General features: G+C 72.1%; 23 protein-coding genes and 1 tRNA gene. 12 read left to right on the top strand and 12 right to left on the bottom strand.

Going from position 1 to position 20,984, the window contains the following annotated elements; all coding sequences use genetic code 11:
- The first annotated feature begins 19 nt into the window (after positions 1-19).
- On the top strand, positions 20-919 hold the full coding sequence (locus tag DVK05_RS03265) for an NOP5/NOP56 family protein (protein WP_121561977.1): 900 nt from the start codon (positions 20-22) through the stop codon (positions 917-919).
- The gene (locus tag DVK05_RS03260) at positions 916-1,554 is read left to right on the top strand and encodes a fibrillarin-like rRNA/tRNA 2'-O-methyltransferase (RefSeq protein ID WP_121561976.1); all 639 of its coding nucleotides are present in this window, start codon (positions 916-918) and stop codon (positions 1,552-1,554) included. The genes DVK05_RS03265 and DVK05_RS03260 overlap by 4 nt, the downstream gene beginning before the upstream one ends.
- On the opposite strand, the gene DVK05_RS03255 is transcribed toward DVK05_RS03260, so the two are convergent.
- From DVK05_RS03255 to DVK05_RS03245, 3 genes are all read right to left on the bottom strand, one after another.
- The gene (locus tag DVK05_RS03255) at positions 1,555-1,749 is read right to left on the bottom strand and encodes a helix-turn-helix transcriptional regulator (RefSeq protein WP_121561975.1); all 195 of its coding nucleotides are present in this window, start codon (positions 1,747-1,749) and stop codon (positions 1,555-1,557) included.
- Complete coding sequence (locus DVK05_RS03250; RefSeq protein WP_121561974.1) at positions 1,746-2,162, bottom strand: DUF2178 domain-containing protein; 417 nt, start codon at positions 2,160-2,162, stop codon at positions 1,746-1,748. The genes DVK05_RS03255 and DVK05_RS03250 overlap by 4 nt, the downstream gene beginning before the upstream one ends.
- A 144-nt stretch (positions 2,163-2,306) precedes the next feature.
- Positions 2,307-2,615: a transcription initiation factor IIB family protein gene (locus tag DVK05_RS03245; protein WP_121561973.1), complete on the bottom strand. Its 309-nt coding sequence runs from the start codon at positions 2,613-2,615 to the stop codon at positions 2,307-2,309.
- A 124-nt stretch (positions 2,616-2,739) separates the two neighbouring features.
- On the opposite strand from DVK05_RS03245, the gene nth reads away from it, so the two are divergent.
- From nth to DVK05_RS03225, 4 genes are all read left to right on the top strand, one after another.
- Complete coding sequence (gene nth / locus DVK05_RS03240; protein WP_121561972.1) at positions 2,740-3,438, top strand: endonuclease III; 699 nt, start codon at positions 2,740-2,742, stop codon at positions 3,436-3,438.
- A gap of 297 nt (positions 3,439-3,735) precedes the next feature.
- Positions 3,736-3,820, top strand: a tRNA-Leu gene (locus tag DVK05_RS03235).
- A 208-nt stretch (positions 3,821-4,028) separates the two neighbouring features.
- Positions 4,029-5,168: a PAS domain-containing sensor histidine kinase gene (locus DVK05_RS03230; RefSeq protein ID WP_121561971.1), complete on the top strand. Its 1,140-nt coding sequence runs from the start codon at positions 4,029-4,031 to the stop codon at positions 5,166-5,168.
- Between the two features lie 95 nt (positions 5,169-5,263).
- A complete protein-coding gene (locus tag DVK05_RS03225) occupies positions 5,264-5,584 on the top strand; it encodes a hypothetical protein (protein WP_121561970.1) in 321 nt (106 codons plus the stop codon).
- Between the two features lie 15 nt (positions 5,585-5,599).
- On the opposite strand, the gene DVK05_RS03220 is transcribed toward DVK05_RS03225, so the two are convergent.
- Positions 5,600-7,105 carry an Ig-like domain repeat protein gene (locus DVK05_RS03220; protein WP_121561969.1) on the bottom strand — a complete coding sequence of 502 codons (1,506 nt, stop codon included), beginning with the start codon at positions 7,103-7,105 and terminating at the stop codon, positions 5,600-5,602.
- A gap of 167 nt (positions 7,106-7,272) precedes the next feature.
- Between DVK05_RS03220 and DVK05_RS03215 the strand changes: the two genes are divergently transcribed.
- On the top strand, positions 7,273-7,809 hold the full coding sequence (locus DVK05_RS03215) for a PAS domain-containing protein (RefSeq protein ID WP_121561968.1): 537 nt from the start codon (positions 7,273-7,275) through the stop codon (positions 7,807-7,809).
- 25 nt (positions 7,810-7,834) lie between these two features.
- On the opposite strand, the gene DVK05_RS03210 is transcribed toward DVK05_RS03215, so the two are convergent.
- From DVK05_RS03210 to purB, 6 genes are all read right to left on the bottom strand, one after another.
- On the bottom strand, positions 7,835-9,424 hold the full coding sequence (locus DVK05_RS03210) for an NAD(P)/FAD-dependent oxidoreductase (RefSeq protein WP_121561967.1): 1,590 nt from the start codon (positions 9,422-9,424) through the stop codon (positions 7,835-7,837).
- An 85-nt stretch (positions 9,425-9,509) separates the two neighbouring features.
- Positions 9,510-10,187: a metal-dependent hydrolase gene (locus DVK05_RS03205; protein ID WP_121561966.1), complete on the bottom strand. Its 678-nt coding sequence runs from the start codon at positions 10,185-10,187 to the stop codon at positions 9,510-9,512.
- Positions 10,188-10,865, bottom strand: coding sequence for a hypothetical protein (locus DVK05_RS03200; protein WP_121561965.1), 678 nt, complete (start codon positions 10,863-10,865; stop codon positions 10,188-10,190).
- A 42-nt stretch (positions 10,866-10,907) separates the two neighbouring features.
- Complete coding sequence (locus DVK05_RS03195) at positions 10,908-11,741, bottom strand: sensor domain-containing protein (protein ID WP_121561964.1); 834 nt, start codon at positions 11,739-11,741, stop codon at positions 10,908-10,910.
- Positions 11,742-11,812: 71 nt separating this feature from the next.
- Positions 11,813-12,148: a zinc ribbon domain-containing protein gene (locus tag DVK05_RS03190; RefSeq protein ID WP_121561963.1), complete on the bottom strand. Its 336-nt coding sequence runs from the start codon at positions 12,146-12,148 to the stop codon at positions 11,813-11,815.
- A gap of 44 nt (positions 12,149-12,192) precedes the next feature.
- Positions 12,193-13,665, bottom strand: a complete 1,473-nt coding sequence (gene purB / locus DVK05_RS03185; RefSeq protein WP_121561962.1) for an adenylosuccinate lyase — start codon at positions 13,663-13,665, stop codon at positions 12,193-12,195.
- A 167-nt stretch (positions 13,666-13,832) separates the two neighbouring features.
- Here purB and purH point away from each other — a divergent pair, with 167 nt between their 5' ends.
- Positions 13,833-15,437: a bifunctional phosphoribosylaminoimidazolecarboxamide formyltransferase/IMP cyclohydrolase gene (gene purH, locus DVK05_RS03180; protein ID WP_121561961.1), complete on the top strand. Its 1,605-nt coding sequence runs from the start codon at positions 13,833-13,835 to the stop codon at positions 15,435-15,437.
- A 51-nt stretch (positions 15,438-15,488) separates the two neighbouring features.
- Here the strand turns inward: purH and DVK05_RS03175 are convergent, their stop codons facing one another.
- A complete protein-coding gene (locus DVK05_RS03175; protein ID WP_121561960.1) occupies positions 15,489-16,373 on the bottom strand; it encodes a substrate-binding domain-containing protein in 885 nt (294 codons plus the stop codon).
- A gap of 185 nt (positions 16,374-16,558) precedes the next feature.
- Between DVK05_RS03175 and DVK05_RS03170 the strand changes: the two genes are divergently transcribed.
- Positions 16,559-17,860 carry an MFS transporter gene (locus DVK05_RS03170; protein WP_121561959.1) on the top strand — a complete coding sequence of 434 codons (1,302 nt, stop codon included), beginning with the start codon at positions 16,559-16,561 and terminating at the stop codon, positions 17,858-17,860.
- Between the two features lie 20 nt (positions 17,861-17,880).
- Here the strand turns inward: DVK05_RS03170 and DVK05_RS03165 are convergent, their stop codons facing one another.
- Positions 17,881-18,939 carry a M42 family metallopeptidase gene (locus DVK05_RS03165; RefSeq protein ID WP_121561958.1) on the bottom strand — a complete coding sequence of 353 codons (1,059 nt, stop codon included), beginning with the start codon at positions 18,937-18,939 and terminating at the stop codon, positions 17,881-17,883.
- A gap of 139 nt (positions 18,940-19,078) precedes the next feature.
- Between DVK05_RS03165 and DVK05_RS03160 the strand changes: the two genes are divergently transcribed.
- The 3 genes from DVK05_RS03160 (at position 19,079) to DVK05_RS03150 (ending at position 20,972) form a co-directional block, all read left to right on the top strand.
- Complete coding sequence (locus DVK05_RS03160) at positions 19,079-19,336, top strand: MTH865 family protein (RefSeq protein ID WP_053772327.1); 258 nt, start codon at positions 19,079-19,081, stop codon at positions 19,334-19,336.
- A 107-nt stretch (positions 19,337-19,443) separates the two neighbouring features.
- The gene (locus DVK05_RS03155) at positions 19,444-20,175 is read left to right on the top strand and encodes a J domain-containing protein (protein ID WP_121561957.1); all 732 of its coding nucleotides are present in this window, start codon (positions 19,444-19,446) and stop codon (positions 20,173-20,175) included.
- Complete coding sequence (locus DVK05_RS03150; protein ID WP_121561956.1) at positions 20,172-20,972, top strand: metallophosphoesterase; 801 nt, start codon at positions 20,172-20,174, stop codon at positions 20,970-20,972. The genes DVK05_RS03155 and DVK05_RS03150 overlap by 4 nt, the downstream gene beginning before the upstream one ends.
- Positions 20,973-20,984: the final 12 nt, after the last annotated feature.

Genomic DNA, 20,984 nt, shown 5'->3' with positions numbered 1-20,984 from the left:
GAACGAGTAGCGACGGCTAATGACCGACACCGACGCCGACGCGGGGTGGTTCTCGCGGTCCGACGCGGGCGACGCGGGCGACGCCGCCCGCGACCGGCTCGCGAACGGCGAGGCCGACCGGCCCCGAGACTGGCCGGCCCTCGCCGTCGAGTCCGGGTTCGCCGACTCGACTGACGACTACTACGACCGGCTCCACGAGGCGAGCGTCGCGGTGACCCGCGAGGCGGTCCGCGAGCGGGAGCGCGCCGACGACGCGCAGCTGATCCACGCGGTCCGGGCGATGGACGACGCGGAGCGCGTGGCCAACGAGCTCGCCGAACGCGCCGTCGAGTGGGCCGGGAGCCTCTTCGACGACGTGGGGTCCGGCGTCGAGGGTGCCCGGGCGATCGCGGCCCGCGAGCCGGAGAGCGAGGTCGAACGGCGGGCGGTGTCGCTCGCGGTGCGCGCGGCCGACTTGGACGACGAACGGGCCGAACTCGCGGCGACGATCGGTCGGATCGCGCCCGCGGTCGCGCCGAACCTCACCGAGATGGCCGGGCCGGAGCTCGCCGCGCGGCTGATCGCGCTCGCGGGCGGCCTGGAGTCGCTCGCGAAGAAGCCGTCGGGCACGGTTCAGGTGCTCGGCGCCGAGGACGCGCTGTTCGCGCACCTCTCGGGGCGGGCCCCGTCGCCGAAACACGGGATCATCTACACGCACGAGTTCGTCCGCGGCACCCGACCGGCGGACCGCGGCTCGGCGGCGCGTGCCCTCGCCGGGAAGCTGACGCTCGCGGCGCGGGCCGACCACTACGCCGGCGAGCGACGGGCGCAGCTCCACGACGACCTCCGGGAGCGGATGGCGACGATCCGAGCCCGGGCAGACGAGGGCGCCGAGAGCGACGGCGACGGAGCGGCGAGCGGGGGGGGAGGCCGACGATGAGTGAGCCGTCCCTTCCCGACGGGGTCGAGCGCCGCGAGATAGCCGGCGAGGAGCGGTTGGCGACCCGCGGCGAGCCGGTGTACGGCGAGCCGACCGCGGACGGCTGGCGCGCGTGGGACCCCGAGCGGTCGAAGCTCGGCGGCATGCTGGAGCTCGGGCTGGAGACCGGGCTCGCGGGCGGGGAGACGGTCCTCTACCTCGGCGCGGCGAGCGGGACGACCGTCAGCCACGTCGCCGACTTCGCCGGGCCGACGTACGCGGTCGAGTTCGCCCCGCGGCCGGCGCGCGACCTGCTCGACGCCGCCGAACCGCGCGACAGGCTCTTCCCGCTGCTCAAGGACGCCCGGAGGCCCGAGACGTACGCGCACGTGGTGGAGGCCGACGTCGACGCGGTCGTTCAGGACGTGGCCACGCGCGGGCAGGCCGACGTGGCCGTGCGCAACGCGGAGTTCCTCGCCGACGACGGCCGACTGCTGCTCGCGATCAAGGCGCGCAGCGAGGACGTGACCGCGGCGCCGGACGCGGTGTTCGATGACGCGCTCGACCGCCTTCGGGAGGCGTACGAGGTCCTGGAGACGCGGCGGCTCGACCGGTTCCACGAGGACCACCTCGGCGTCGTGGCGACGCCGAAGTGATCACTCGGCCGGCGCGAAGATGTCCTCGATCCGGCAGTCGAAGTGGTCCGCGAGCGCGAACGCCAGCTCCAGCGAGGGGTCGTAGCGCTCGCGTTCGATGGCGTTTATCGTCTGTCGGGTGACGCCGACCGCGGCGGCCAGGTCGGCCTGGCTCTCGTCGGTCTCGGCGCGTCTGTCGGCGATGTCGTTTCTCATGCGTTCCGCTTGTAGTACAGGACCGACGCGCCGAACACGACGAAGACTCCGAAGAGGGTCCACGTCGCGCCGTAGAACTCGCCCGGGAGCGTGACGACCCCGCTCTCCTGTAAGGCGAGTCCGCCGGGCGTCCCGAGGACGAAGAGGTACGCGAAGACGTTCAGCGTGTTCTGGCTGGCCTTGCGCTCGATGGCGTTGTCGCGCTCGTCGTACAGTTCGACGGGGCTGAACCGTTGGACAAGCCCCATGCCGAGGCCGCCGGCCCAGTAGAGGGCGACGCCGAGGACGAAGCGGTCGAGGGCGATAGCCACGAACAGCGCGGCGATGCCGGCGCCGAGCAGTCCGTAGGCGATGCGTTTGTAGCGTTTCCGTGTGGAGGGCCGAGTCGTCGCGGAGGCGGTGTGTTCGCTCATGGTGGGGGGAAAAGCGAGCGGGAACCGTGTGTAAAGCTCGCTTTACAGTAAAGGACACTTTACGTTCGATAATAAAACTGTCGCCGGCGAGGTCACCCGCGACTCACGAGGGTCGAGACAGTCGTTCGCCGCCGCTCCGCCGTGTTACCACGACGGCGGCGAGAAGCCGGCGTCCTCTAAGATCGGCTTCCAGCGTTTCTGGACCGAGAGCCGCGAGACGTCCATCGCGTCGGCGACCGCCGACTGCGAGCGCTCCTCGCCGCGGATCAGCCCGGCGGCGTAGAGGCTGGCGGCGGCCGCGACGCGCTTCCCGCGGTCGTCGTCGGGGGCGCGCGAGAGGAACAGGTCGACCGCGGTCGAGCGCGTCTCGTCGTCGAGGTCGAGCGAGCGGCACGCCTCATCGAGCAGTTCGATCCACGCCTCGTTGTCGACTCGGTCGCTCGCCCGGTACACGCGGCGAGGTAGTCGAGGGAGGGATATAAACGCCCGCGTCGGCGCGCCCGGAGTCGCCCGCGGTCGGCGCCGTCGAGTCCCACGCGGTCGCCGGTCTCAAGTCGCACGCGCACGTAGCGCGCGTATGTCGACGCAGACGTGGGACGAGACGCGGGTCCGCGCGCTTCACGACGACCTCGTCGAGCTGTACGAGCCGATCGACCGGGTCGCCGAACACGGCGCGGACCCGACCGCGGAGCCGGGCGAGGGCGTCAGGCAACTGGTGACGACGATCCTCTCGCAGAACGTCGCCGACGAGAACACGCGCCGCGCCGCCGAGGCGCTGTTCGAGCGCTACGACGACTTCGCGGCCATCGAGGCCGCCGACCACGACGAACTGGCCGAGACGATCCGGGTCGCGGGCCTCCCCGACCAGAAGGCCGCGCGGATCCAGCGCGCGCTGACCGCGATCCGCGAGGAGACCGGCGGCGCGTACTCGCTTGCGTTCCTCGACGCGATGGCGACTGACGACGCGAAGGCGTGGCTGACGGAGATCAAAGGCGTCGGGCCGAAGACCGCCAGCGTCGTGTTGAACTTCCACTTCGGGAAGCCGACGATGGCCGTCGACACCCACGTCGAGCGCGTCTCGAAGCGGTTCGGGCTGGTGCCGGAGTCGGCCTCGAACGAGCGCGCCCACGAGGAGCTGGACGCGCAGGTGCCCGACGAGCTGATCTACCCGCTTCACGTCCTCTTGATCCGACACGGTCGGGAGCACTGTTCCGCGCGGAGCGCGGACTGCGACAACCCCGTCTGCGAGGCGTACTGCGATTGCGAGTACTGCTGATACGGTGAGTAGGGAGCGATTCGTGACCGGTTCGGAGTGAATTCTGCTGGTCGGTTGGTGGCGACCACGTCCCAAAGCCCCGGCCGCCCCTTTGAGTCCCGCCCCGCACAGCGGCCACACACCTCCCCAGCCTCGTCAGTCGCCGTCGCTTCGCTCCGGCGACCTCGCGCGTGCTCCTCGCGGCCGCCGCTTCGCTCCGGCCGCTCGCAGGCACGCGCCGCCGCACGGTATTTATAAGTCATATCGCCGCTGTCGGTTCGTCAGGTTCTTGACTCGGTTTCGCGTAGGCTGGTTTGCGCGCGGGTTGCCGAGCCAGGCCAAAGGCGTAGCGCTTAGGACGCTATCCCGTAGGGGTCCGCCGGTTCAAATCCGGTCCCGCGCACTGAGCGAAGGAGCGTAGCGACTGAGCGAAGGAGCAGGAGCGGGTTTGTAGCCCAGAGGACGAGCGAAGCGAGTCCTCGCGGTTCGAATCCGGTCCCGCGCATACGGCCTCGAAGGAACGTGAGAGGCATGTAAGCGCGCAGGGTCGGATTCCTCCGCTATCTGAATCCGTGTTAGTAGTTATATACTAACAGGGGCGTTGAGTAGCCATGGGAGGTGACCCCGGCGACGCCGATACCCGCGAACAGACCGGCGGCGCCGGCGATCGGTATCGAATGCTGTTCGAGAACAACCCGATCGTCATCTGGGAGCACGACTTCTCGGCGGCGAAGTCGTACCTGGATTCGCTGGAGGTCGACCCGACTGAGGTCGCGGCGTTTCTCGACTCGCACCCCGCGGAAGTGGCGGCGCTCTTCGACGAGGTCGAAACGGTCGACGTGAACCGGAACGCGGTGGAGTACTACGGGGCGCGTTCGAAGGAGCACCTCCTCGACAACGTCGATCAGGTCCTCGGCGAGGAGGGGTGGGACCTCACCGTCGAACTCTGGGCCAGCATCGCCGCCGGGGAGACGCGGTTCCGGGGCGAGACGGTCGCCAACACGTTCGACGGGAGGCGCCGGCACCAGATCCTCGAACTGTACGTCCCCGAGGCGTACGCCGAGACCTACGAGCGCGTGTACATGACCGGGACCGACATCAGCGACCTCAAAGAGCGCGAACGCGAGTTACAGCGGGAGCGCGACAAGCTCGACGAGTTCGCGAGCGTCGTCTCGCACGACCTCCGCAACCCCTTGGGCGTCGCGCAGGGCCGTATCGCGCTCGCCCGAGAGGACGGGGACCTGGCCCACCTGGCGCCCGCCGCCCGGTCGATCGACCGGAGCCTCGAACTGATCGACGACCTGCTCTCCCTCGCCCGCGCGGGCAGTGAGATCGGCGACTTGGACGACATCCCGCTGGCGGCCGTCGTCCGCGACTGCGAGGCGCAGGTCGACGGCGCCGCCGTCTCACTCGTCGGCGACCTCCCGACGATCCGGGCCGACCGCAGCCGGGTGGGCACGCTCCTGGAGAACCTGCTCAGGAACGCGGTCGAACACGGCGGCGGCGACGTTGCCATCGCCGTCGGCGGCCTCGACGGCGGGTTCTACCTCGAAGACGACGGGGCGGGCATCCCCGCGGACGACAGGGACGCCGTCTTCGACGTCGGGTTCTCGTCGAACGCCGACGGCACCGGCTTCGGGCTGAGCATCGTCGCGCAGATCGCCGACGCACACGGGTGGGACGTGCGGGTGACCGACGGCGCCGACGGCGGAGCGAGGTTCGAGGTCACCGGCGTCGAGAGCGCGTCGTAGGGACGTGGGCCCGCTCGGCGACCCCGCCACGGCGAGACGAGGGCATCCCACCTCCCGAACCGTGAAGTAGCGACACGAGAGACGACCGTCCGACCGTGTTGACCGACGCCGAGGAACGGCTCGTCGAGGGGGTCCTCGACGCGGGCGAGGCCGTCGAGCGGGACACGTTCGAGTTCATGATCGCGGAGGGGTTGCCGGCCGAACACCTCCGAGTCCTCGGAGGCGACGGAGACGTCGAGGCGGTCATCGAGAGCCTCGAATCCAAGGGACTGGTCGCCACCGAACCGGTCGAGGAGACGGTCCGCGACGCCGGCTCCGTTGAGGACTCGCTCCGCATACCGGGGACCGATTTCGAGCGCGTCGAGCGTCGGTACGTCTACTTCACCGCGAAGCTCGAAGCGAAGTATCGGGTGTAGCTCGCCGCTCGACCGCTATTCCGGCCACGCCTCGCGCTCGCGTCTGTCCGCCTCGCCGGTGAGCTCCGGCGGGACCTCGTCCAGCAGCACCGGCGCCAGCGACGCGCCGACGTGCCACGCGACGACTTCCTCGTCGAGCTCCTCCAGCCGCACGTCCTGTTGCCCGTAGTACTCGCCGTCGACCGTACAGGACCCGCCGCCGTCGGCGAAGCAGACCTCGCCGCGCTCGTCGTAGGTGATCTGGAGGTGCGCGTCGCGCGCGCTGTCGACGAACTGCCACGCGAACCCGTCGTTGCCGACGACGTCGTCGCGAGCCGCGAAGTGGTCGAGCGCCGCGGCCACCTCGTCTTCGACGGGGCCGGTGACCGCGCCGTCGTCCCCGCGCAGGTGGACTTTCACCGGGCTATTGGTGGCGAGCGTGCTCGTCGCGTTCATCAGCCCGGCGGGCTCGTCGCCGTGTTCGAGCCCCTGGACGTGCCCGAGCTCGTGGATGATCGTCGAGTTCATCTCCGCGTCGGAGATCCGGGGATCGACGGTCGCGGTCATCGGGGTCCGCGGCTCGTCGACGAGCAGGTCCGCGCAGCCGAAGTACCGCGCGTCGTCGTCCTCGACGCCGCACCGCTCGACGCGCTCGAAGCGGAGGACCACGTCCGCGGCGTCGGCGTCGTCGACGCGCTCGTACGCGACCGGGTAGCCCAGGTAGCGCTCGTCGTTCCGCTCCCAGTAGCCCGTCGCGGCCGCGACGACGCCCGAGACGTCGCGGTCGACCGCCTCGTCGTCGACGTAGAGCCCGAGCGTCGTCTTCCCGTAGGGACTGGGGTGGACCACCGAGACGGCCCGCTCGCGCGTCCGGTTCGCGGTCGCCACGACGAGCGGGTGGTCGCCGCCGTCGAGCCGCACGTCCGCGAACGTGACGGTCACCCGCGTCTCGGCGCCCCCGTCGAGGGTCACCGTCCGGTTCGCGCTCGCGGCGGTGCCGTACCGGAACGAGACCGTCTGTGCGCCCGCCAGGTCGCCGCGGTTGGTCACGGTCGCCGTGACCGAGAGGTCCCCGCCGTAGGCGACGCGTTCCGGGGCCTCGATCCCCGAGACCGCGAACGTCGCCGCCCGCGCCTCCTCGACGACGATCGACCGGGTCGCGCTCGCTTCCCCGACTGTCACGACGAGCTCGTGCTCGCCGGGGTCGAGCGCCGCGGCGTCGACCGGGGCCGTCACCGTCATCGTGCCGTTCGCCGGGACGGACCGGTTCTCCGCGAGCAGCGTCGCGTCGCCGATCCGGACCGTCACCCGGACCGGATCGAGGCTCGCGTTCGGCGCGTCCCCGCCCGCCGCGCCGTCGGCCAGGGCGGCCCACCGAGCGGTGGCCCGGACCGTCGCGCGCTCGTCGTGGCCGAGCGACGCGGGCGCGTCGACGGACTCGATGGTCGGCGAGGCGTCGGTCGGTGACTGCCCGCCGAGGCCGCCGCAGCCGGCGAGCACGACGAGGAGCGCGGCGACGAGTGCGGCGCTGGCGTGACGCATCGGTTACCGGAACCTCGGGAGCGGAGACACATAACCTTCGTTTCAGCCGGCAACCACGTCCGGTCGGGCGGGCTCGCCTCGTCCCGGCGCGCTCCGGTACTGACTCCGCGCGCGGCGCGCTGGTCGCCGAGCGACACCGCCTTGTCGGTCGGTCGCGAACCGGATCCGTGACGCTCCGACGCGACGTGCTCGCGGCGGTCGACGCCGACCGCGGCTCGTTCCGGCCCGCGCTCGCGGCGCTTCTCGACGACTACGACCTCGCGCTCGGGAGGGCCCCGACGCCGGTCGACCACCCCGACGACCGGACGGAGCGCGAGGCGCGCTTCGTCGACCGGCTCCGAGCGCTCGACGACGCGCCGATCGGTCTCACCCTCACCGGCCCGGCGTACCGCGACACCCCGATCGTCTACGTCAACCGCTGGTTCCGCGAGCGGACCGGGTACCCGCTCGACGAGCTCCGCGGCCGGAACCCCCGACTGTTCCAGGGCGCCGACGCCGACGCGGACGCCCGCGCGGACTTCCGCGAGGCGCTGTCGACGTGGTCGGCGGTCACCGTCGAGATCCGCAACCGCCGCCGGGACGGCGCCCCGTTCGCGAACCGGGTCACGCTGCGGCCGCTGTTCGGCGACGCGGGCACGGTCACGCACTGGGTCGCCGCGCAGGAGCCGCGGCCGATCGAAGGGTCGGACGCGGGCGTCGAGTGAGCGATCGACCGCTCGTCCTCGCCGCTCACCGCAGCGTCGACGTGGGGACGACCGACGGGAACGCGCCGCTCCCGGTCGCGTCCTCGACGACCGCCTCGGCGACGTGTTCGCCGCTGAGCAGGCACATCGGCATCCCGATTCCGGGGTTCGTGTACGCGCCGACGTAGTAGAGGCCGTCGACGCCGGGCGCGCGGTGCGCCGGCCGGAGCGGGCCCGTCTGGTCGAGCGTGTGCGACAGCGCCAGCGCGGTGCCGCGGGGCGCGTTGAACCGTTGCCGGAAGTCGGAGACGCAGGCCGTCTCCTCGAAGACGATCCGGTCGCGGAAGTCGACGCCGGCGTGCTCGGCGAGGTCGTCGAACACCAGGTCGCGGAACCGCTCGCGGGTCTCCGGGTCGTCATCCAGCCCGGCGGCCAGCGGCACGAGCAGGAAGACGGCCTCGTGGCCCTCGGGCGCCGCCTCCGGGTCCGTCTTCGAGGGGACGTGGACGTAGTACGCGGGGTCGTCGGGCCACCCCGGCTCGTCGAAGATGGCGTCGAAGTGCGGCCGCCAGTCGGTCGGGAACACGAGCGTGTGGTGGTCGAGGTCCACCTCGCCCTCGACGCCGATGTACGAGAGGTACGCCGAGGGCGCGTACGTCCGCGACTCCCAGTACGACTCGCGGTCGACGGTCCCCGCGGGGAGGAGCTCGCGCTCGACGTGCGGCGGGGCGGCGTTCGCCACGACCCGGTCGAAGCGGGCCGAGCGGGGCGACGCGCCCGATTCGCGGGGCGCGGACTCAACGGTGAACTTCGGGACCGACGCCGGGACCGACGGCTCGATCGCGGTCACCGGCTCGCTCGTCCGGATCGAGACGCCGAGCTCCGCGGCGAGGTCGGCCATCGCGTCCACGACGCTCGCGATCCCCCCGACCGGGTGGTAGACGCCGAGGTTCATGTCGACGTGGCTCATCAGCGTGTAGATCGCGGGGGTGTTGTACGGCGACCCGCCGAGGAAGACGAGCTTGTACTCCGCGATCTGTCGGAGCTTCTCGCTGTCGAAGTAGTCGCCGACGTAGTCGTCCATCTCCCGGAGCTTCGGGAGCGCGCGGCCGGACCGGAGCACGTCGGCGTCGACCATGTCGCGCAGCCGCGAGCGGCTCGGGTAGACGAACCGGTCCATGCCCAGCTCGTACGCCTCCGCCGCGTCCGCGAGGTAGTCGTCTAAGACCTCCCCCGCGCCCGACTCGTAGGACTCGAACAGCGCCTTCTGCCCCTCGCGGTCGGCGGGCATCGACGCGCGGTCGCCGTCCTTCCAGATCACCTCGTACAGTGGGTCGAGTTCGATCAGATCGTAGTAGTCGTCGGTCGAGCGCCCGAAGTGCTCGAAGAAGCGGTCGAACACCTCCGGCATGAGGTACCACGAGGGCCCGGTGTCGATCCGGAACCCGTCGCGCTCGATCCGCCCGGCGTACCCGCCGGGGTGGTCGTTCCGCTCGAAGAGCGTCACGTCCGCACCCGCGTCGGCGAGGTGGCTGGCCGCAGCGAGCCCGCCGAAGCCGGCGCCGACGACCGCGATGGACTCGCCGGCGAGCGGCTCGCCCGCGTCCGACCGCCCCGCGTCCGGTTGGGGTGACATTACGTCGTGATAGGCGGCCGACCACGTTTACCCTGCGGTCATACCATGTTAGGGGCGTCGCCGTCGGTCGGATCGCGCACGTCCGTCAGGCGTCGTCTCCGACGCCGTCGCCCTGGAGCCGCCGGGCGCCGAGCGCGAACAGGCCCAGCCCGATCAGGTAGAGCCGCCACCCGCTGTTCGCGATCGGGAACCGGCGGTCGACCGGCTCCGCGACGTCGAGGTCGGGGTCGCGCGGCTGGACCGGGTTGTCGACGTGGACCGACTCGCTGGTGCCGCCCGCGCCCGCGTCGACGGTCCGGCTCCCTGTCTCCGGGTCGATCCGCACGTCCACGAACGTCTGGACGAGCCCGTCGGCCGTCGAGTAGAGGATCTCGCCGTCCAGCCGGAAGAAGCGGTCGCGGAGCGGCCAGAAGGCGTTGACCCCGTCGAGGTGGGTCCAGTCGATCGCGACGTGCGCGAAGGCGTGGACGAAGAGGGCGACCCACGCGATCGCGACCCACCGCGCCGAGAGCCGCTCGCGGACCAGCGACCGCTCCCGGACGCGCGTGTCGTAGTACAGCGCCAGCGCGGCGACGCCGGGGAGGACGAAGTTGTGGCCGACGGTGCGGTGCGCGCCCTCCATGACCACCCCGAGGAAGCTGTCCGCCTCCGGGAGGACGAGGACGACCAGCAGGACCGCGAGCGCCCGCCGGTCGTAGTACGCGCCGAGCAGCCCGGCCGCGAGCAGCAGCGCGAACCCGGCGTGGACGACCGTCGAGGGCATTCAGCGGGCCACCTCCCGGCCGTCCGTCGCCTCACCACCGCGGCGGGACCGGACCGCGAGCGTCGCGGCCGCCGCAGCGACGACGACGAGTTGCCACCCGCCGTCGACGAACCGGAACTCGCGGTCCGCGGCCGGGTCGAGGCCGGGGCGCCCGTCGGGGTTGACCCACGAGGCGACCGGGTCCGCGACCGCGCCGCCGGCGGTCCGGAGCGGCAGGACGCCGGACCCGTCGCCGCCGAGCGCGAGGAACGTCTGGACGACCCCCTCCTGCGTCGAGAGCACGAGCCGCCCGCGGACGACGTAGCGCGCGTCCTCCAGCGGGTACAGGAGCGCCGCCCCCTCGCCGGCGAACAGCGCGGACCCGACGCCGGCGACCACGAACGACGCGAGCGCGACCCACGCCACCCGCACGCCGCGGCGACCGAACCGGTCGCGGAGCGCCGACGCCGGGCGCAGCGACGTGTCCCAGTAGACCGCGGCGCCGACGAGCAGCGGCGCCCAGACGGCGTGGAGGAGGGCGTTCGTCGCGCCCGGGACGAGGAGGCTCGCGGCCGCGTCGAGGGAGGGGACGAGCGCGGCCGCGACGACGACCGCGACCGCCCGCCGGTCGAACGCGCCGCCCAGCAGCGCGGCCGCGAGCAGCGCCCCCACGGCCGCGCTCACGAGCGTCGGAGCCATACCCGTCCTGACGCTCGGAGTCGAATAAGCGCTCCGGGCGGGTCAGCCGCGGTCGGCCGGGTCCCCGTCGGGGTCGGCGGGCTCCCCGTCGAACTCGAAGCCGTCGGCGTCCGGCTCGTCGTCGCTGTCGGCCCCCCGCTCGTCGCTCCCGTCGCGGTCGTCAGTCGTCTCGCGGTCGCCGTCGCGCTCGACCGTGACCCGGTCGGCGTCGTCCCCGTCGTCCGACTCGTCGCTCTCTCCGAGCAGCGCGACGGCCATCAGCCGGGCGCCGCCCGCGATCAGGTTCGTCAGGTGGAGGCCGACGAGCAGGCCGACGACCCCGACGCCCGCCGCGAGGGCGGCCTCCGGCGCCGTGTCGATCGCCCACACCGCCGGCTCGCCGTTCACCTCGCCGAACTGCGGCGCGTAGGGGTACCGGATCGGGGCGGCGACGAGCGCGAGCGACCGCGCGAGGACGGCGAGCGGCGCGAACGCCAGCACCGTGACCCAGAACTTCAGTGAGACGAACCCGAGCCCCCGCCAGGTCGACGGCGCCGACAGGTACGCCCGAACGGTTGCGACCGCCCCGGACGACCCGCCGTCCGCGGCGGCGGGGAGGTCGTCCGCCGCGACCAGGTCGGTGCCGAGCAGGCGGTTCGCCAGCCACCGTTCGAGCCCGGCGGCGATCCGCGAGGCGACGACGGCCGCGATCAGGATGCCGACCCCGACGAGGACGACCGAGAAGACGATCCCGAAGGCGAGCGCGAACGTGACGAATCCCGAGTAGACGAACCAGAGCGGGACCGCGATCAGCAGGTACAGCAGGCGGCGATACGTGCGGCCGTCGGCGACGACGCCGACGACCGGGAGGGCTGCCAGCGGTCGGAGGGAGACCATATCCCGACTGGTTCGCCGCCCGACAAAAATCGATCGCTCGACGGCGGGGCGAGCCGCCGCGGGGACCCGGCTCAGCCGAGGAAGAAGTCGATCGCGTTGCCGGACGACTGGCCCTTATACAGCTCGGAGTAGCCGCACTCCGCGCAGGAGACGACCACGAACCGCCGGTTCTGGACGTCGAACATCTTGGTGAGTCCCGTCCCGCTGGTGGCTATCTCGTCGGTCTCGGTCTCGGTGCCGCCGCACTCCGGGCAGCCGTCCTCGCCGCCGCCGAGGGACTGCGGCCGGTCGTCGCTCGCCGTCTCGCCGCGGCCGGCGGGCGACCCGCCGTCATCGCGCTCGCTCTCGTCCGTCGATTCGTCGCCGCCGAAGACGGAGTACTTCGTGTCGTCGGTTTCGGAGGGCATCGGTCCCCCCTGCTCGGCCGAGGAGTAAACGTCTTGTGCCGTCGCTAGGCGGACCCGCCGTCCTCGTCTTCCCCGTCCCCGAGTTCGTCCGCGAGCGCGTCTGCGACGCCCGTGTAGCCCGCGGGCGTGAGCGCGTTCAGCTCATCGCGGACCGACTCGTCGACGTCGAGGTCGTCGAACAGCTCGCGGAAGTCGTCGAGCGTCACCGACCGGCCGCGCGAGAGCGCCTTCACGCGCTCGTAGGCCTCGGTGTCGCCCTCGCGGCGCAGGATCGTCTGGACCGCCTCGCCGATCACCTCGGGGGTCGCGTCCAGCTCCTCGCGCATGACCGCCTCGTTCGGGACGACCTTGCCGAGCCCGTCGGCGGCCTTCGAGTAGCCGATCAGGCAGTGCGCGAGCGCGGCGCCGACGTTGCGCTTAACGGTGGAGTCCGAGAGGTCGCGCTGGAGCCGGGATGCGGTCACGTAGTCGGCGAGGAAGGTGAGGTCCGAGTTCGCCTTCGAGAGGTTCCCCTCGCTGTTCTCGAAGTCGATCGGGTTCACCTTGTGCGGCATCGTCGACGAGCCCGTCTCGCCCTCGACGGCCTCCTGCCCGAGGTAGCGGTCGGAGACGTACAGCCAGGCGTCGAGGTCTAAATCGAGGAGGACGTTGTTGACGCCGCGGAGCGCGTCGAACAGCGCCGCGAGGTCGTCGCAGGGGTTCACCTGCGTCGCGAGCGCGGTGTATTCGAGGTCGAGGCCGCGCACGAACGACGCGGAGAACGCCCGCCAGTCGACGTCGGGGTAGGCGGCGTCGTGGGCGGCGAAGGTGCCGGAGGCGCCCGCGAGCTTCCCCGAGAGGTCCCCGTTCGCGACGACGACCCGCCCGAGCGCGCGGCCCAGCCGCGCGGCGTACACCGCCATCTCCTTGCCGAAGGTGGTCGGCGTCGCGGGCTGGCCGTGGGTGCGCGCCAGCATCGGCGTGTCGCGGCCCTCGCGGGCCAGCTCGGCGAGGGCGTCGCGCACCTCGCGGACGGCGGGGACGATCACCTCGCTCACCGCCGGCTTGAGCAGGAGCCGGTGCGCGAGGTTGTTCACGTCCTCGCTGGTGAGCCCGAAGTGGATCCACGGGTACAGCGCCTCGGCGTCGTCGAGGGGGGCGTCGGGGGCCTCCGCGACCTCGGCCAGCCGGACGCGGAGGAAGTACTCGACCGCCTTCACGTCGTGGTTGGTCGCGTCGTACCCCTCCGCGCCCTCTGTCTCTAGGGCCTTGATCAGGCGCGCGTCCTCGGCCGAGAACCCCTCGTACAGCTCGCGGAGCGCGGCTTCAGTCGCTTCGTCGAACGAGATCGGCGTCGCCGAGAGGGCGCCCAGCGCGAGCAGGTACTCGACCTCGACGCGGGTCCGGGCGCGCATCAGCGCGGCCTCGCTCGCGTACGGGGACAGCGGCGCCGTTCGGCCGGCGTAGCGGCCGTCGAGCGGCGAGACGGCCGCGAGCGGGTCCGACCGTGACAGCCCCGAGATGGCATCGTCGGTCATGCCCGCGACTGCCCCCGGAGCCAGCAAAAGCGTGTCGATAGGGTGTCGCACGGACGTGGATCTGAATCCGCCTCGAACCGCCACAAAACCACTCTCCGATCCCCGATCGTGTACACACACGCGGCGCGGACCGCAATCGATATACCCGATCGGTCGGATGTTCGCGTATGAAGATCGCGGGACTCGCGAGCAACCGGGGACGGAACCTCAGACACATCGCCGACGCCGCGCCCGGCGGCGCGGAGCTGTCGGTCGTCCTGACGAACCGCGAGCAGGCGCCCGTGTTGGGCGCCGCGACCGAGCGCCGGATCCCGACCGAAGTCGTCGAGCGCGAGGAGGGGGAGTCGCGCGAGTCGCACGAGCGCCGGATCGTCGAGCGGCTCTCGGACTACGACGTGGACCTCGTCTGCCTGGACGGCTACATGCGCGTGCTCACCGACGAGTTCCTCGACGCCGTCCCGACGACGCTGAACGTCCACCCGTCGCTGCTCCCGTCGTTCCCCGGCGCGGACGCGCACGAGCAGGTCCTCGACGCCGGCGTCCGGACGACCGGCTGTACGGTCCACGTCGTCACCGAGGAGGTCGACGCCGGCCCGGTCGTCACCCAGGAGCCGATCCCGGTGTACGAGGACGACGACGCCGACTCGCTGAAGGCGCGCGTCCTCCGCGAGGCCGAGTTCACGGCGTACCCGCGGGCGGTCCGCTGGTTCGCCGAGGACCGCGTGACCGTCGAGCGGGACGCCGACGGGGAGCCGGTCGGGGTCGCGGTCGACGGCGACGTGGGCGGCGACTTCCCGGAGCGGCGGTTCGTCTCCGAGGAGCGGTCCGCCTCGCTGCGCTACGGCGAGAACCCGCACCAGGACGCCGCCCTCTACGTCGACGACGGCTGCGAGGAGGCGAGCGTCGTCGAGGCCGACCAGCTGAACCCCGGCGCGAAGGGGATGGGGTACAACAACTACAACGACGCCGACGCCGCGCTCGACCTCGTCAAGGAGTTCGACGAGCCCGCGGCCGCCGTGATCAAGCACACGAACCCCGCCGGCTGCGCGGTCGGCTCGGACCTCGCCGACGCCTACGACCGCGCGCTGCGCACCGACGCGAAGTCGGCGTTCGGCGGCATCGTCGCGCTGAACCGCGAGTGCGACGCCGACACCGCCACCGCCGTCGCCGACTCGTTCAAGGAGGTCGTCGTCGCGCCCGGCTACACCGACAGCGCGCTCGACGTGCTCACGGAGAAGAAGAACCTCCGCGTGCTCGACGTGGGCCCCCTCGGCGAGGGCGACAAGCGCTTCTCCGAGCGGTTCACGGAGAAGCCCATCGTCGGCGGGCGCCTCGTCCAGGAGCGCGACCGCCAGTCGCCGACCGCCGACGACTTAGAGGTCGTCACCGAGCGCGAGCCGACCGACGAGCAGGTCGAGACGATGCTGTTCGCGTGGAAGACGCTGAAACACGTGAAGTCGAACGGCATCCTCTTCGCGACCGGCACGGAGACGGTCGGCGTCGGCATGGGGCAGGTGTCCCGCGTCGACGCCGTGACGCTCGCGGCGATGAAAGCGGAGAAGGACGCGGAGGGGAAGTCCGCCGAGGGCGCCGTGATGGCCTCGGACGCCTTCTTCCCGTTCCCGGACGCGGTCGAGGAGGCGGCCGACGCCGGCATCGAGGCCGTCGTCCAGCCCGGCGGCTCGGTCAACGACGAGGACGTGATCGCCGCGGCCGACGAGCGCGACATGGCGATGGCGTTCACCGGCTCGCGCTGCTTCCGGCACGACTGAGCGCGTCGGGCGCCGGCCCCCGTCCGTCGGACCCCTCCTCCCGGCGCGCCGCTACCCGTCCCAGTCGCTCGGGACGTACTGGTCGAACGCGGGGTCGGCCGAGCGCGCGAGCGGCCGGAACGCCCGCTCGCCGTCGACCCGGAACTCCTCGATCCGCGACTGGCCGGGGCCGGTGAGGTAGCCGACGTAGGACATGGCGAGCGCGTACGCCGCGTCGTGTCGCGCGGGGTTGACCGGGATGACGGCGTACTCGTTCCGGAGGAGCGGCGGCGGGTCGTCGATGCCGCGGTCGACGTGCCGCGCCAGGGCGCCGTCGCCGCCCACGGCGAGGAAGGTGCCGCGGTCGACGAGCGTGTACGCGCCCGACTGCCGGGCGGCGATCAGCGTGTCGCCCATCCCCTGACCGGTTTCGAGGTACCACTCGCCGCCGGGGTCGACGCCCGCCTCGTCCCAGATCCGTCGCTCGCGGATGTGCGTCCCCGAGCGGTCGCCGCGCGAGAGGAACGTCGCGCCAGCGTCGGCGACGGCCTCGAACGCCGCCGCCGGATCGCCTCCCGCGGCGCCCGCGGGGTCGTCGGGCGGCCCGACGAGCAGGAAGTCGTTGACCATCACCCGCCGTCGGTTGATCCCGTGTCCCTCCCGGAGGAACTCGTCTTCCAGCGGGCGGGCGTGGACGAGCACGGCGTCGCAGTCGCCGTCCCGGGCGGTCCGGAGCGAGGCGCCCGTCCCCCGAACGACCGACTCCACCCGCGCCCCGAACCGGTCGGCGTACCCCCGGTTCAGGACGGGGAGCAGCCCGCTGTCGTACGCCGTCGTGGCGGTCGCGAGCGTCACCGTGCCGCGGTCGCCGGAGGGCGTCTGGGCCCGGGTCGAACAACCGGCCAGCGAGGCGGCACCGCCGAGGCCGAGCGCCCGCAGGTACTGTCGACGACGCATGTGTGACGTGAACGGAATTGCCCACACTTCCGTAAGAAGTAACCGGTCGTTGTTTCCGTTCGGGAACGCGGTCCGCCCCGGTGCGGTCGGCCCACGTCGTCCCGTCGAACCGACAACCCCACGCGGACCGCCGGATCGACGGCGCTTTTTTCTCGGGATCCCCTTGGCTCGAAACAGAGACGACCGTGGCGAAGTTCGGCAACTCGGTACGGCTGCTCGGGGACCGCGAGTTCGCGGCGCTCGCCGGGACCGCGTTCGCCCGTAGCCAGGCGTACTCGACGATCCTCATCGCCCTGGCGCTGTACGCCGACCTCTTCGGCACCACCGGGTTCATCGAGGGGCTGTTCGGCACCGCGTTCGCGATCGTCCAGCTGGTCATCGTCCTGCCGCTGGGGCGGAAGGTCGACACCGGGAACGCGAAGCGGTGGCTGCTCGGCGGCTTCCTGATCAACGTCGCCGTCTTCGTCGGCTTCGCGCTGGTCGACAGCTCCGTCCACATCATCCTCGTGCGGATGGTCCAGGGCCTCGGCGCGAGCGTCCTCTGGATCACGGGCGCGACCGTGATCGGCGAGATCAGCCCGGACGACGAGCAGGGGCGGTGGCTGGGATCGTACAACCAGTTCGCCTCCTTCTCGTCGCTCGCGGGCGACCTCGTCGGCGGCTACCTTCTGTACGCCTACGGGTTCTCCGAGACGTACCTCGTCTTGACGCTCGTCACGCTCGCGGCGTTCGCCCTGGTGTTCGCGTTCCTCCGCGACAACCCCGGCGGGCGGAAGGACCCCGAGGACGCGGGGGGGATCGAGACGTTCCGGTCGCTGCTCGGGCTCCCGATGCTGCGCGCCTTGGTCTTCTTCCGGTTCACCTTCAGCGTCGGGAAGATGGCGGTGATCATCTTCCTCCCCATCTACGCGCGGACGACGTTCGGCATTTCGGCGTTCGCCATCGGCTGGATCATGGCGGGCGGGAAGCTGACGAAGGCGCTCACGCAGGGGTTCGTCGGCGACCTCACCGACCGCTACGAGCGCACGTACCTGTTCGTCGCCGTCGGCGCGCTCCTGTACGGCGTCGGCACCGCGACCATCCCGCTCGCGGCGTACTTCGAGGGGACCCTCTCGCCCGTCACCGTCTCGTACCTCGGCGACTCGCAGACGCTCGGCGGGGCCTTCTTCGCGCTGTTCGGCGCCTACTCGCTCCTCGGGGTCGCCGACTCGATACGCCTCCCGGCGAGCATGTCGCTGTTCGTCAGCGAGGGCGAGGCGTACGACTCCGTCGCCAGCGCGATGAGCCTCCGGTCCGTCTCGTGGAAGGTCGGGCAGGTCGTCGGGCCGGTGCTGGTCGGCGTCACGATGGACGGGACGAGCACGGAGACCGGGTTCCTGCTCGCGGCCGGGTTCATCGCGTTCGCGACGGTCGGCTTCGCGTGGCAGGCGCGGGGGGCCCACCGCGCGGCCAGCGACCCGGGCCCAGGCGTCCCGAGCGACGACTGACCCGCGCCGGCGCGACGCGCTTACAGCGTGTAGTCGTGCTCGCCGGTCTCGGACTCCAAGAAGGCCGTCAGCAGGTCGATCGTCGCCTCGACGTCGCCGCCGTCCGCGGTCTCGGTGACCGTGTGGAGGTACCGGGTCGGGATCGAGACGGCCCCGACGGGCTTCGCGCCCGCCGTGTTCTGGAACCCCGCGGTGTCGGTGCCGCCCGCGGGAAGCACCTCGTGCTGGTGGTCGATCCCCTCGCTCTCGGCCACCTCGGTGAGCCGGGCGTGGACCTTCGGGCTGGTGATCACCGAGGAGTCCTTCAGCTTCACCGCCGTCCCCTCGCCGAGTTCGGTGACGGCGTCCGCCGGGTCGCCGACCTGCGGTACGTCGTTGGCGACGGTGACGTCCAGCGCGACCGCGAGGTCCGGGTCGATGTCGACGCCGAGCGCCCGCGCGCCCCGGAGGCCGACCTCCTCCTGGACCGTCGCCGCGAAGTGGATCGTCACGTCGGGGTCTTCGATCCGCCGGGCGGCCTCCAGCATCGCGAACACGCAGATCCGGTCGTCGAGCGCCTTCCCCGTGACCCGGTCGCCCATCCGGGTCGTGGTCTGGTCGAGGGTGACGAGGTCGCCGACGCTCACCGCCTCCTTGACGGCCTCGGCGTCGCGGCCGAGGTCGATGAAGACGTCTTTCACCTCGTCGTCCTTCTCCCGCTGCTCCTCCGTGAGCGTGTGCGGCGGGACCGAGCCGATGACGCCCGTCAGGTCCTCGTCGCCGTGGACGGTGACGCGCTGCGCGCGCAGCACCCGGGCGTCGAACCCGCCGAGCGGGTCGACCTGGACGAACCCCTCGTCGGTGACGTGACGGACCATGAACCCGATCTCGTCCATGTGGGCGGCGACGGCGACCGAGTAGTCCGAGTCGCCCTCGACCGTGCCGACGACGTTGCCCATCGCGTCCGTCCGGACGCGGTCGACGCTCTCGGCGAACTCGCGACGGACGATCTCGCGCACGTCGTCCTCGTAGCCGGGGACGCCGCGGGCTTCCGTCAGCTCTCGGAGCAGGTCGAACTCGAAGTCGAACTCGCGTGGCATGTCGGCACGTGGCCGCGCCAGCGACAAAGGTCCGCAGGATCCGGCACGACCGTCGCCCTTCGGCGACGGGTATTCAACCGTAAATATGTTTATCGTTGTTCCGCAACCCTTTTGCGGGCGCTCGCGGGATTGGATGTGTATGAGCGACGTGAAAGCGGAACTCCGCGAACAGTTCTTAGAGGCCTTCGGCGGCGCCGACTTCCCCGTCCAGAACCAGATGGACCTCGTCCCGGCGCTGCCGGACGGCCCGGCGACGAAGTTCGAGGCCGGCGACGTGAGCTTCACCGCAATGGAGATGGCCGCGAAACTCGGCAGCGAACAGGAGTTCCCCTACGACACCGCCGAGGAGCTCGTCGACGACATCCTCGACGGGCTCGAGTCGAAGGGGATGATCTGAGTCGGCCTCACGGAACCTCGCTTCTCACCACACCGCTCGCACCGCTCCCCGTCCCGTAGCCCCCGCCCCGGCGGGAGGTTGATTACCGCGGAGCCGCTACGGCGGGTGTGTTCGCCGATCTCACGACGCTGGTGCCGCGGTGGGTCCTCTGGGGGGTCGGCCTCGGGGCCGTCGCCACCGCGCTCGTCGCGGTCGCGTTCTACCTCGGGGACCGGTTCGCGCCGGCCCCGGCCGCGGCGACGGGCCGCCGCGGCGCCGCGGGCGACGAGCGTCGCCGCCGCGAGATCCGGACGTACCTGGAGGCGGCGGGCGAGCGCTTCGCCGAGGACCACGCGATCGACGAGGTGACGGTCCCCTTCTACCTCCCCGAGCGCGGCGTCGCCATCACCTTCGACGCGCACGACTACTTCCGGCTGGAGGGCGAGGGCGTCTACACCGTCCTCTGCGAGCACGAGATGCCGGGCCGCGGGCTCGGTCGCCGGCTCCCGTTCGACGTCGACGAGCCCGACTGGGCGACCGGCGAGTCCGCCGGGTCGAGCGCGGGGCGAGCCGGGCGCTTCGGCGGCGACCGGTTCGGGGCCGCGACCGGGACCGCCGGCCGGCCCGACCCCGTCGGCGACGCCTTCGACGAGCTGGGCCTCGACCGCGACGCCGACCTCGACGCGGTGAAGGGCGCCTACCGCGAGCGCGTCAAGGAGACCCATCCCGACCAGGGCGGCGACGAGGAGTCGTTCCGCCGCGTCCGCGAGGCGTACGCGACCGCCCGCAACCACGCCGACGGCGGGCCGGCGGACCGCGGCGGCGCGCGCCGCGAGCCCTCGACCGGGTACGGCCGGTGACCGACCGCCGCCCCGACGCCGCGGGCCCGACCGCGTTCGCCGACGCCGCCTTCGCGGAGCGCGCGGTGTACCTCCGGGCCCACGACGCGCTCGTCCTCGCCGACCTCCACGTCGGCCGCGGCGAGGCCTCGGCCGTCTCGCTGCCCCTCGGCGAGCGCGCGGACCTCGTCGACCGCCTCGACGCGTTGCTCGACCGGTTCGACCCCGGAACGGTCGTCGTCGCGGGCGACGCGGTCCACACCTTCGACCGGGTGACCGACAGGGCCCGCGGGACCCTGAACGCGCTCCGCGACCGCTGCGAGGCGAGCGGCGCGACCCTCCAACTCGTCGCCGGCAACCACGACGCCGCGCTCGCCGACGCGTGGGACGGACCGGTCAGCGAGGAGCTGCTCCTGACCGGGGGCGACGGCTCCGACGGCGACGCGGCCGGCCCGCCGCGCACCGTCGTCCGCCACGGCCACGAGGCGCCGGCGGCCGACCGCGCGTCGGCGTCCGCCGACCGCTACGTGATCGGCCACGTCCACCCGACGATCGAGATCGAGGGCGACCGGCGCCCCTGTTTCCTCGCTGGCGCCGGGACCTACCGCGGCGCCGACCTCCTCGTGGTGCCCGCGTTCACGCGCCTGGCGGCGGGCGTCCCGGTCAACGACGCGGTCCGGACCGGGCTCGACTCACCGCTCGTCACCGACGCGGCCGCGCTCGCGCCGGTCGTGTACGACCCCGACGCCGGCGACGCCGACGACGCGGCGAGCGCGCTTCGGTTCCCGCCGCTGGGCGAGTTCGACCGGCTGCTGTGACCCCCCTGCCGG

Origin of the sequence: Halorubrum sp. Atlit-8R (assembly GCF_003666025.1) — an archaeon.
In the GTDB taxonomy this organism is placed as follows: Archaea; Halobacteriota; Halobacteria; order Halobacteriales; family Haloferacaceae; genus Halorubrum; species Halorubrum salinarum.
The sequence above is the reverse complement of the archived record's forward strand: the minus strand, read 5'-3'. Positions and strand labels throughout refer to the sequence as shown.

Excerpts from the sequence above, each read along its gene's own strand:
- DVK05_RS03165 (WP_121561958.1), bottom strand. The coding sequence starts at position 18,939 with ATGCCACGCGAGTTCGACTTCGAGTTCGACCTGCTCCGAGAGCTGACG.
- DVK05_RS03195 (WP_121561964.1), bottom strand. The coding sequence starts at position 11,741 with ATGGTCTCCCTCCGACCGCTGGCAGCCCTCCCGGTCGTCGGCGTCGTC.
- DVK05_RS03250 (WP_121561974.1), bottom strand. The coding sequence starts at position 2,162 with ATGAGCGAACACACCGCCTCCGCGACGACTCGGCCCTCCACACGGAAA.
- purB (WP_121561962.1), bottom strand. The coding sequence starts at position 13,665 with ATGACCGACGATGCCATCTCGGGGCTGTCACGGTCGGACCCGCTCGCG.
- DVK05_RS03200 (WP_121561965.1), bottom strand. The coding sequence starts at position 10,865 with ATGGCTCCGACGCTCGTGAGCGCGGCCGTGGGGGCGCTGCTCGCGGCC.
- purH (WP_121561961.1), top strand. The coding sequence starts at position 13,833 with ATGAAGATCGCGGGACTCGCGAGCAACCGGGGACGGAACCTCAGACAC.
- DVK05_RS03220 (WP_121561969.1), bottom strand. The coding sequence starts at position 7,105 with ATGCGTCACGCCAGCGCCGCACTCGTCGCCGCGCTCCTCGTCGTGCTC.
- DVK05_RS03160 (WP_053772327.1), top strand. The coding sequence starts at position 19,079 with ATGAGCGACGTGAAAGCGGAACTCCGCGAACAGTTCTTAGAGGCCTTC.
- nth (WP_121561972.1), top strand. The coding sequence starts at position 2,740 with ATGTCGACGCAGACGTGGGACGAGACGCGGGTCCGCGCGCTTCACGAC.
- DVK05_RS03190 (WP_121561963.1), bottom strand. The coding sequence starts at position 12,148 with ATGCCCTCCGAAACCGACGACACGAAGTACTCCGTCTTCGGCGGCGAC.
- DVK05_RS03260 (WP_121561976.1), top strand. The coding sequence starts at position 916 with ATGAGTGAGCCGTCCCTTCCCGACGGGGTCGAGCGCCGCGAGATAGCC.
- DVK05_RS03265 (WP_121561977.1), top strand. The coding sequence starts at position 20 with ATGACCGACACCGACGCCGACGCGGGGTGGTTCTCGCGGTCCGACGCG.
- DVK05_RS03255 (WP_121561975.1), bottom strand. The coding sequence starts at position 1,749 with ATGAGAAACGACATCGCCGACAGACGCGCCGAGACCGACGAGAGCCAG.
- DVK05_RS03230 (WP_121561971.1), top strand. The coding sequence starts at position 4,029 with ATGGGAGGTGACCCCGGCGACGCCGATACCCGCGAACAGACCGGCGGC.
- DVK05_RS03205 (WP_121561966.1), bottom strand. The coding sequence starts at position 10,187 with ATGCCCTCGACGGTCGTCCACGCCGGGTTCGCGCTGCTGCTCGCGGCC.
- DVK05_RS03210 (WP_121561967.1), bottom strand. The coding sequence starts at position 9,424 with ATGTCACCCCAACCGGACGCGGGGCGGTCGGACGCGGGCGAGCCGCTC.
- DVK05_RS03175 (WP_121561960.1), bottom strand. The coding sequence starts at position 16,373 with ATGCGTCGTCGACAGTACCTGCGGGCGCTCGGCCTCGGCGGTGCCGCC.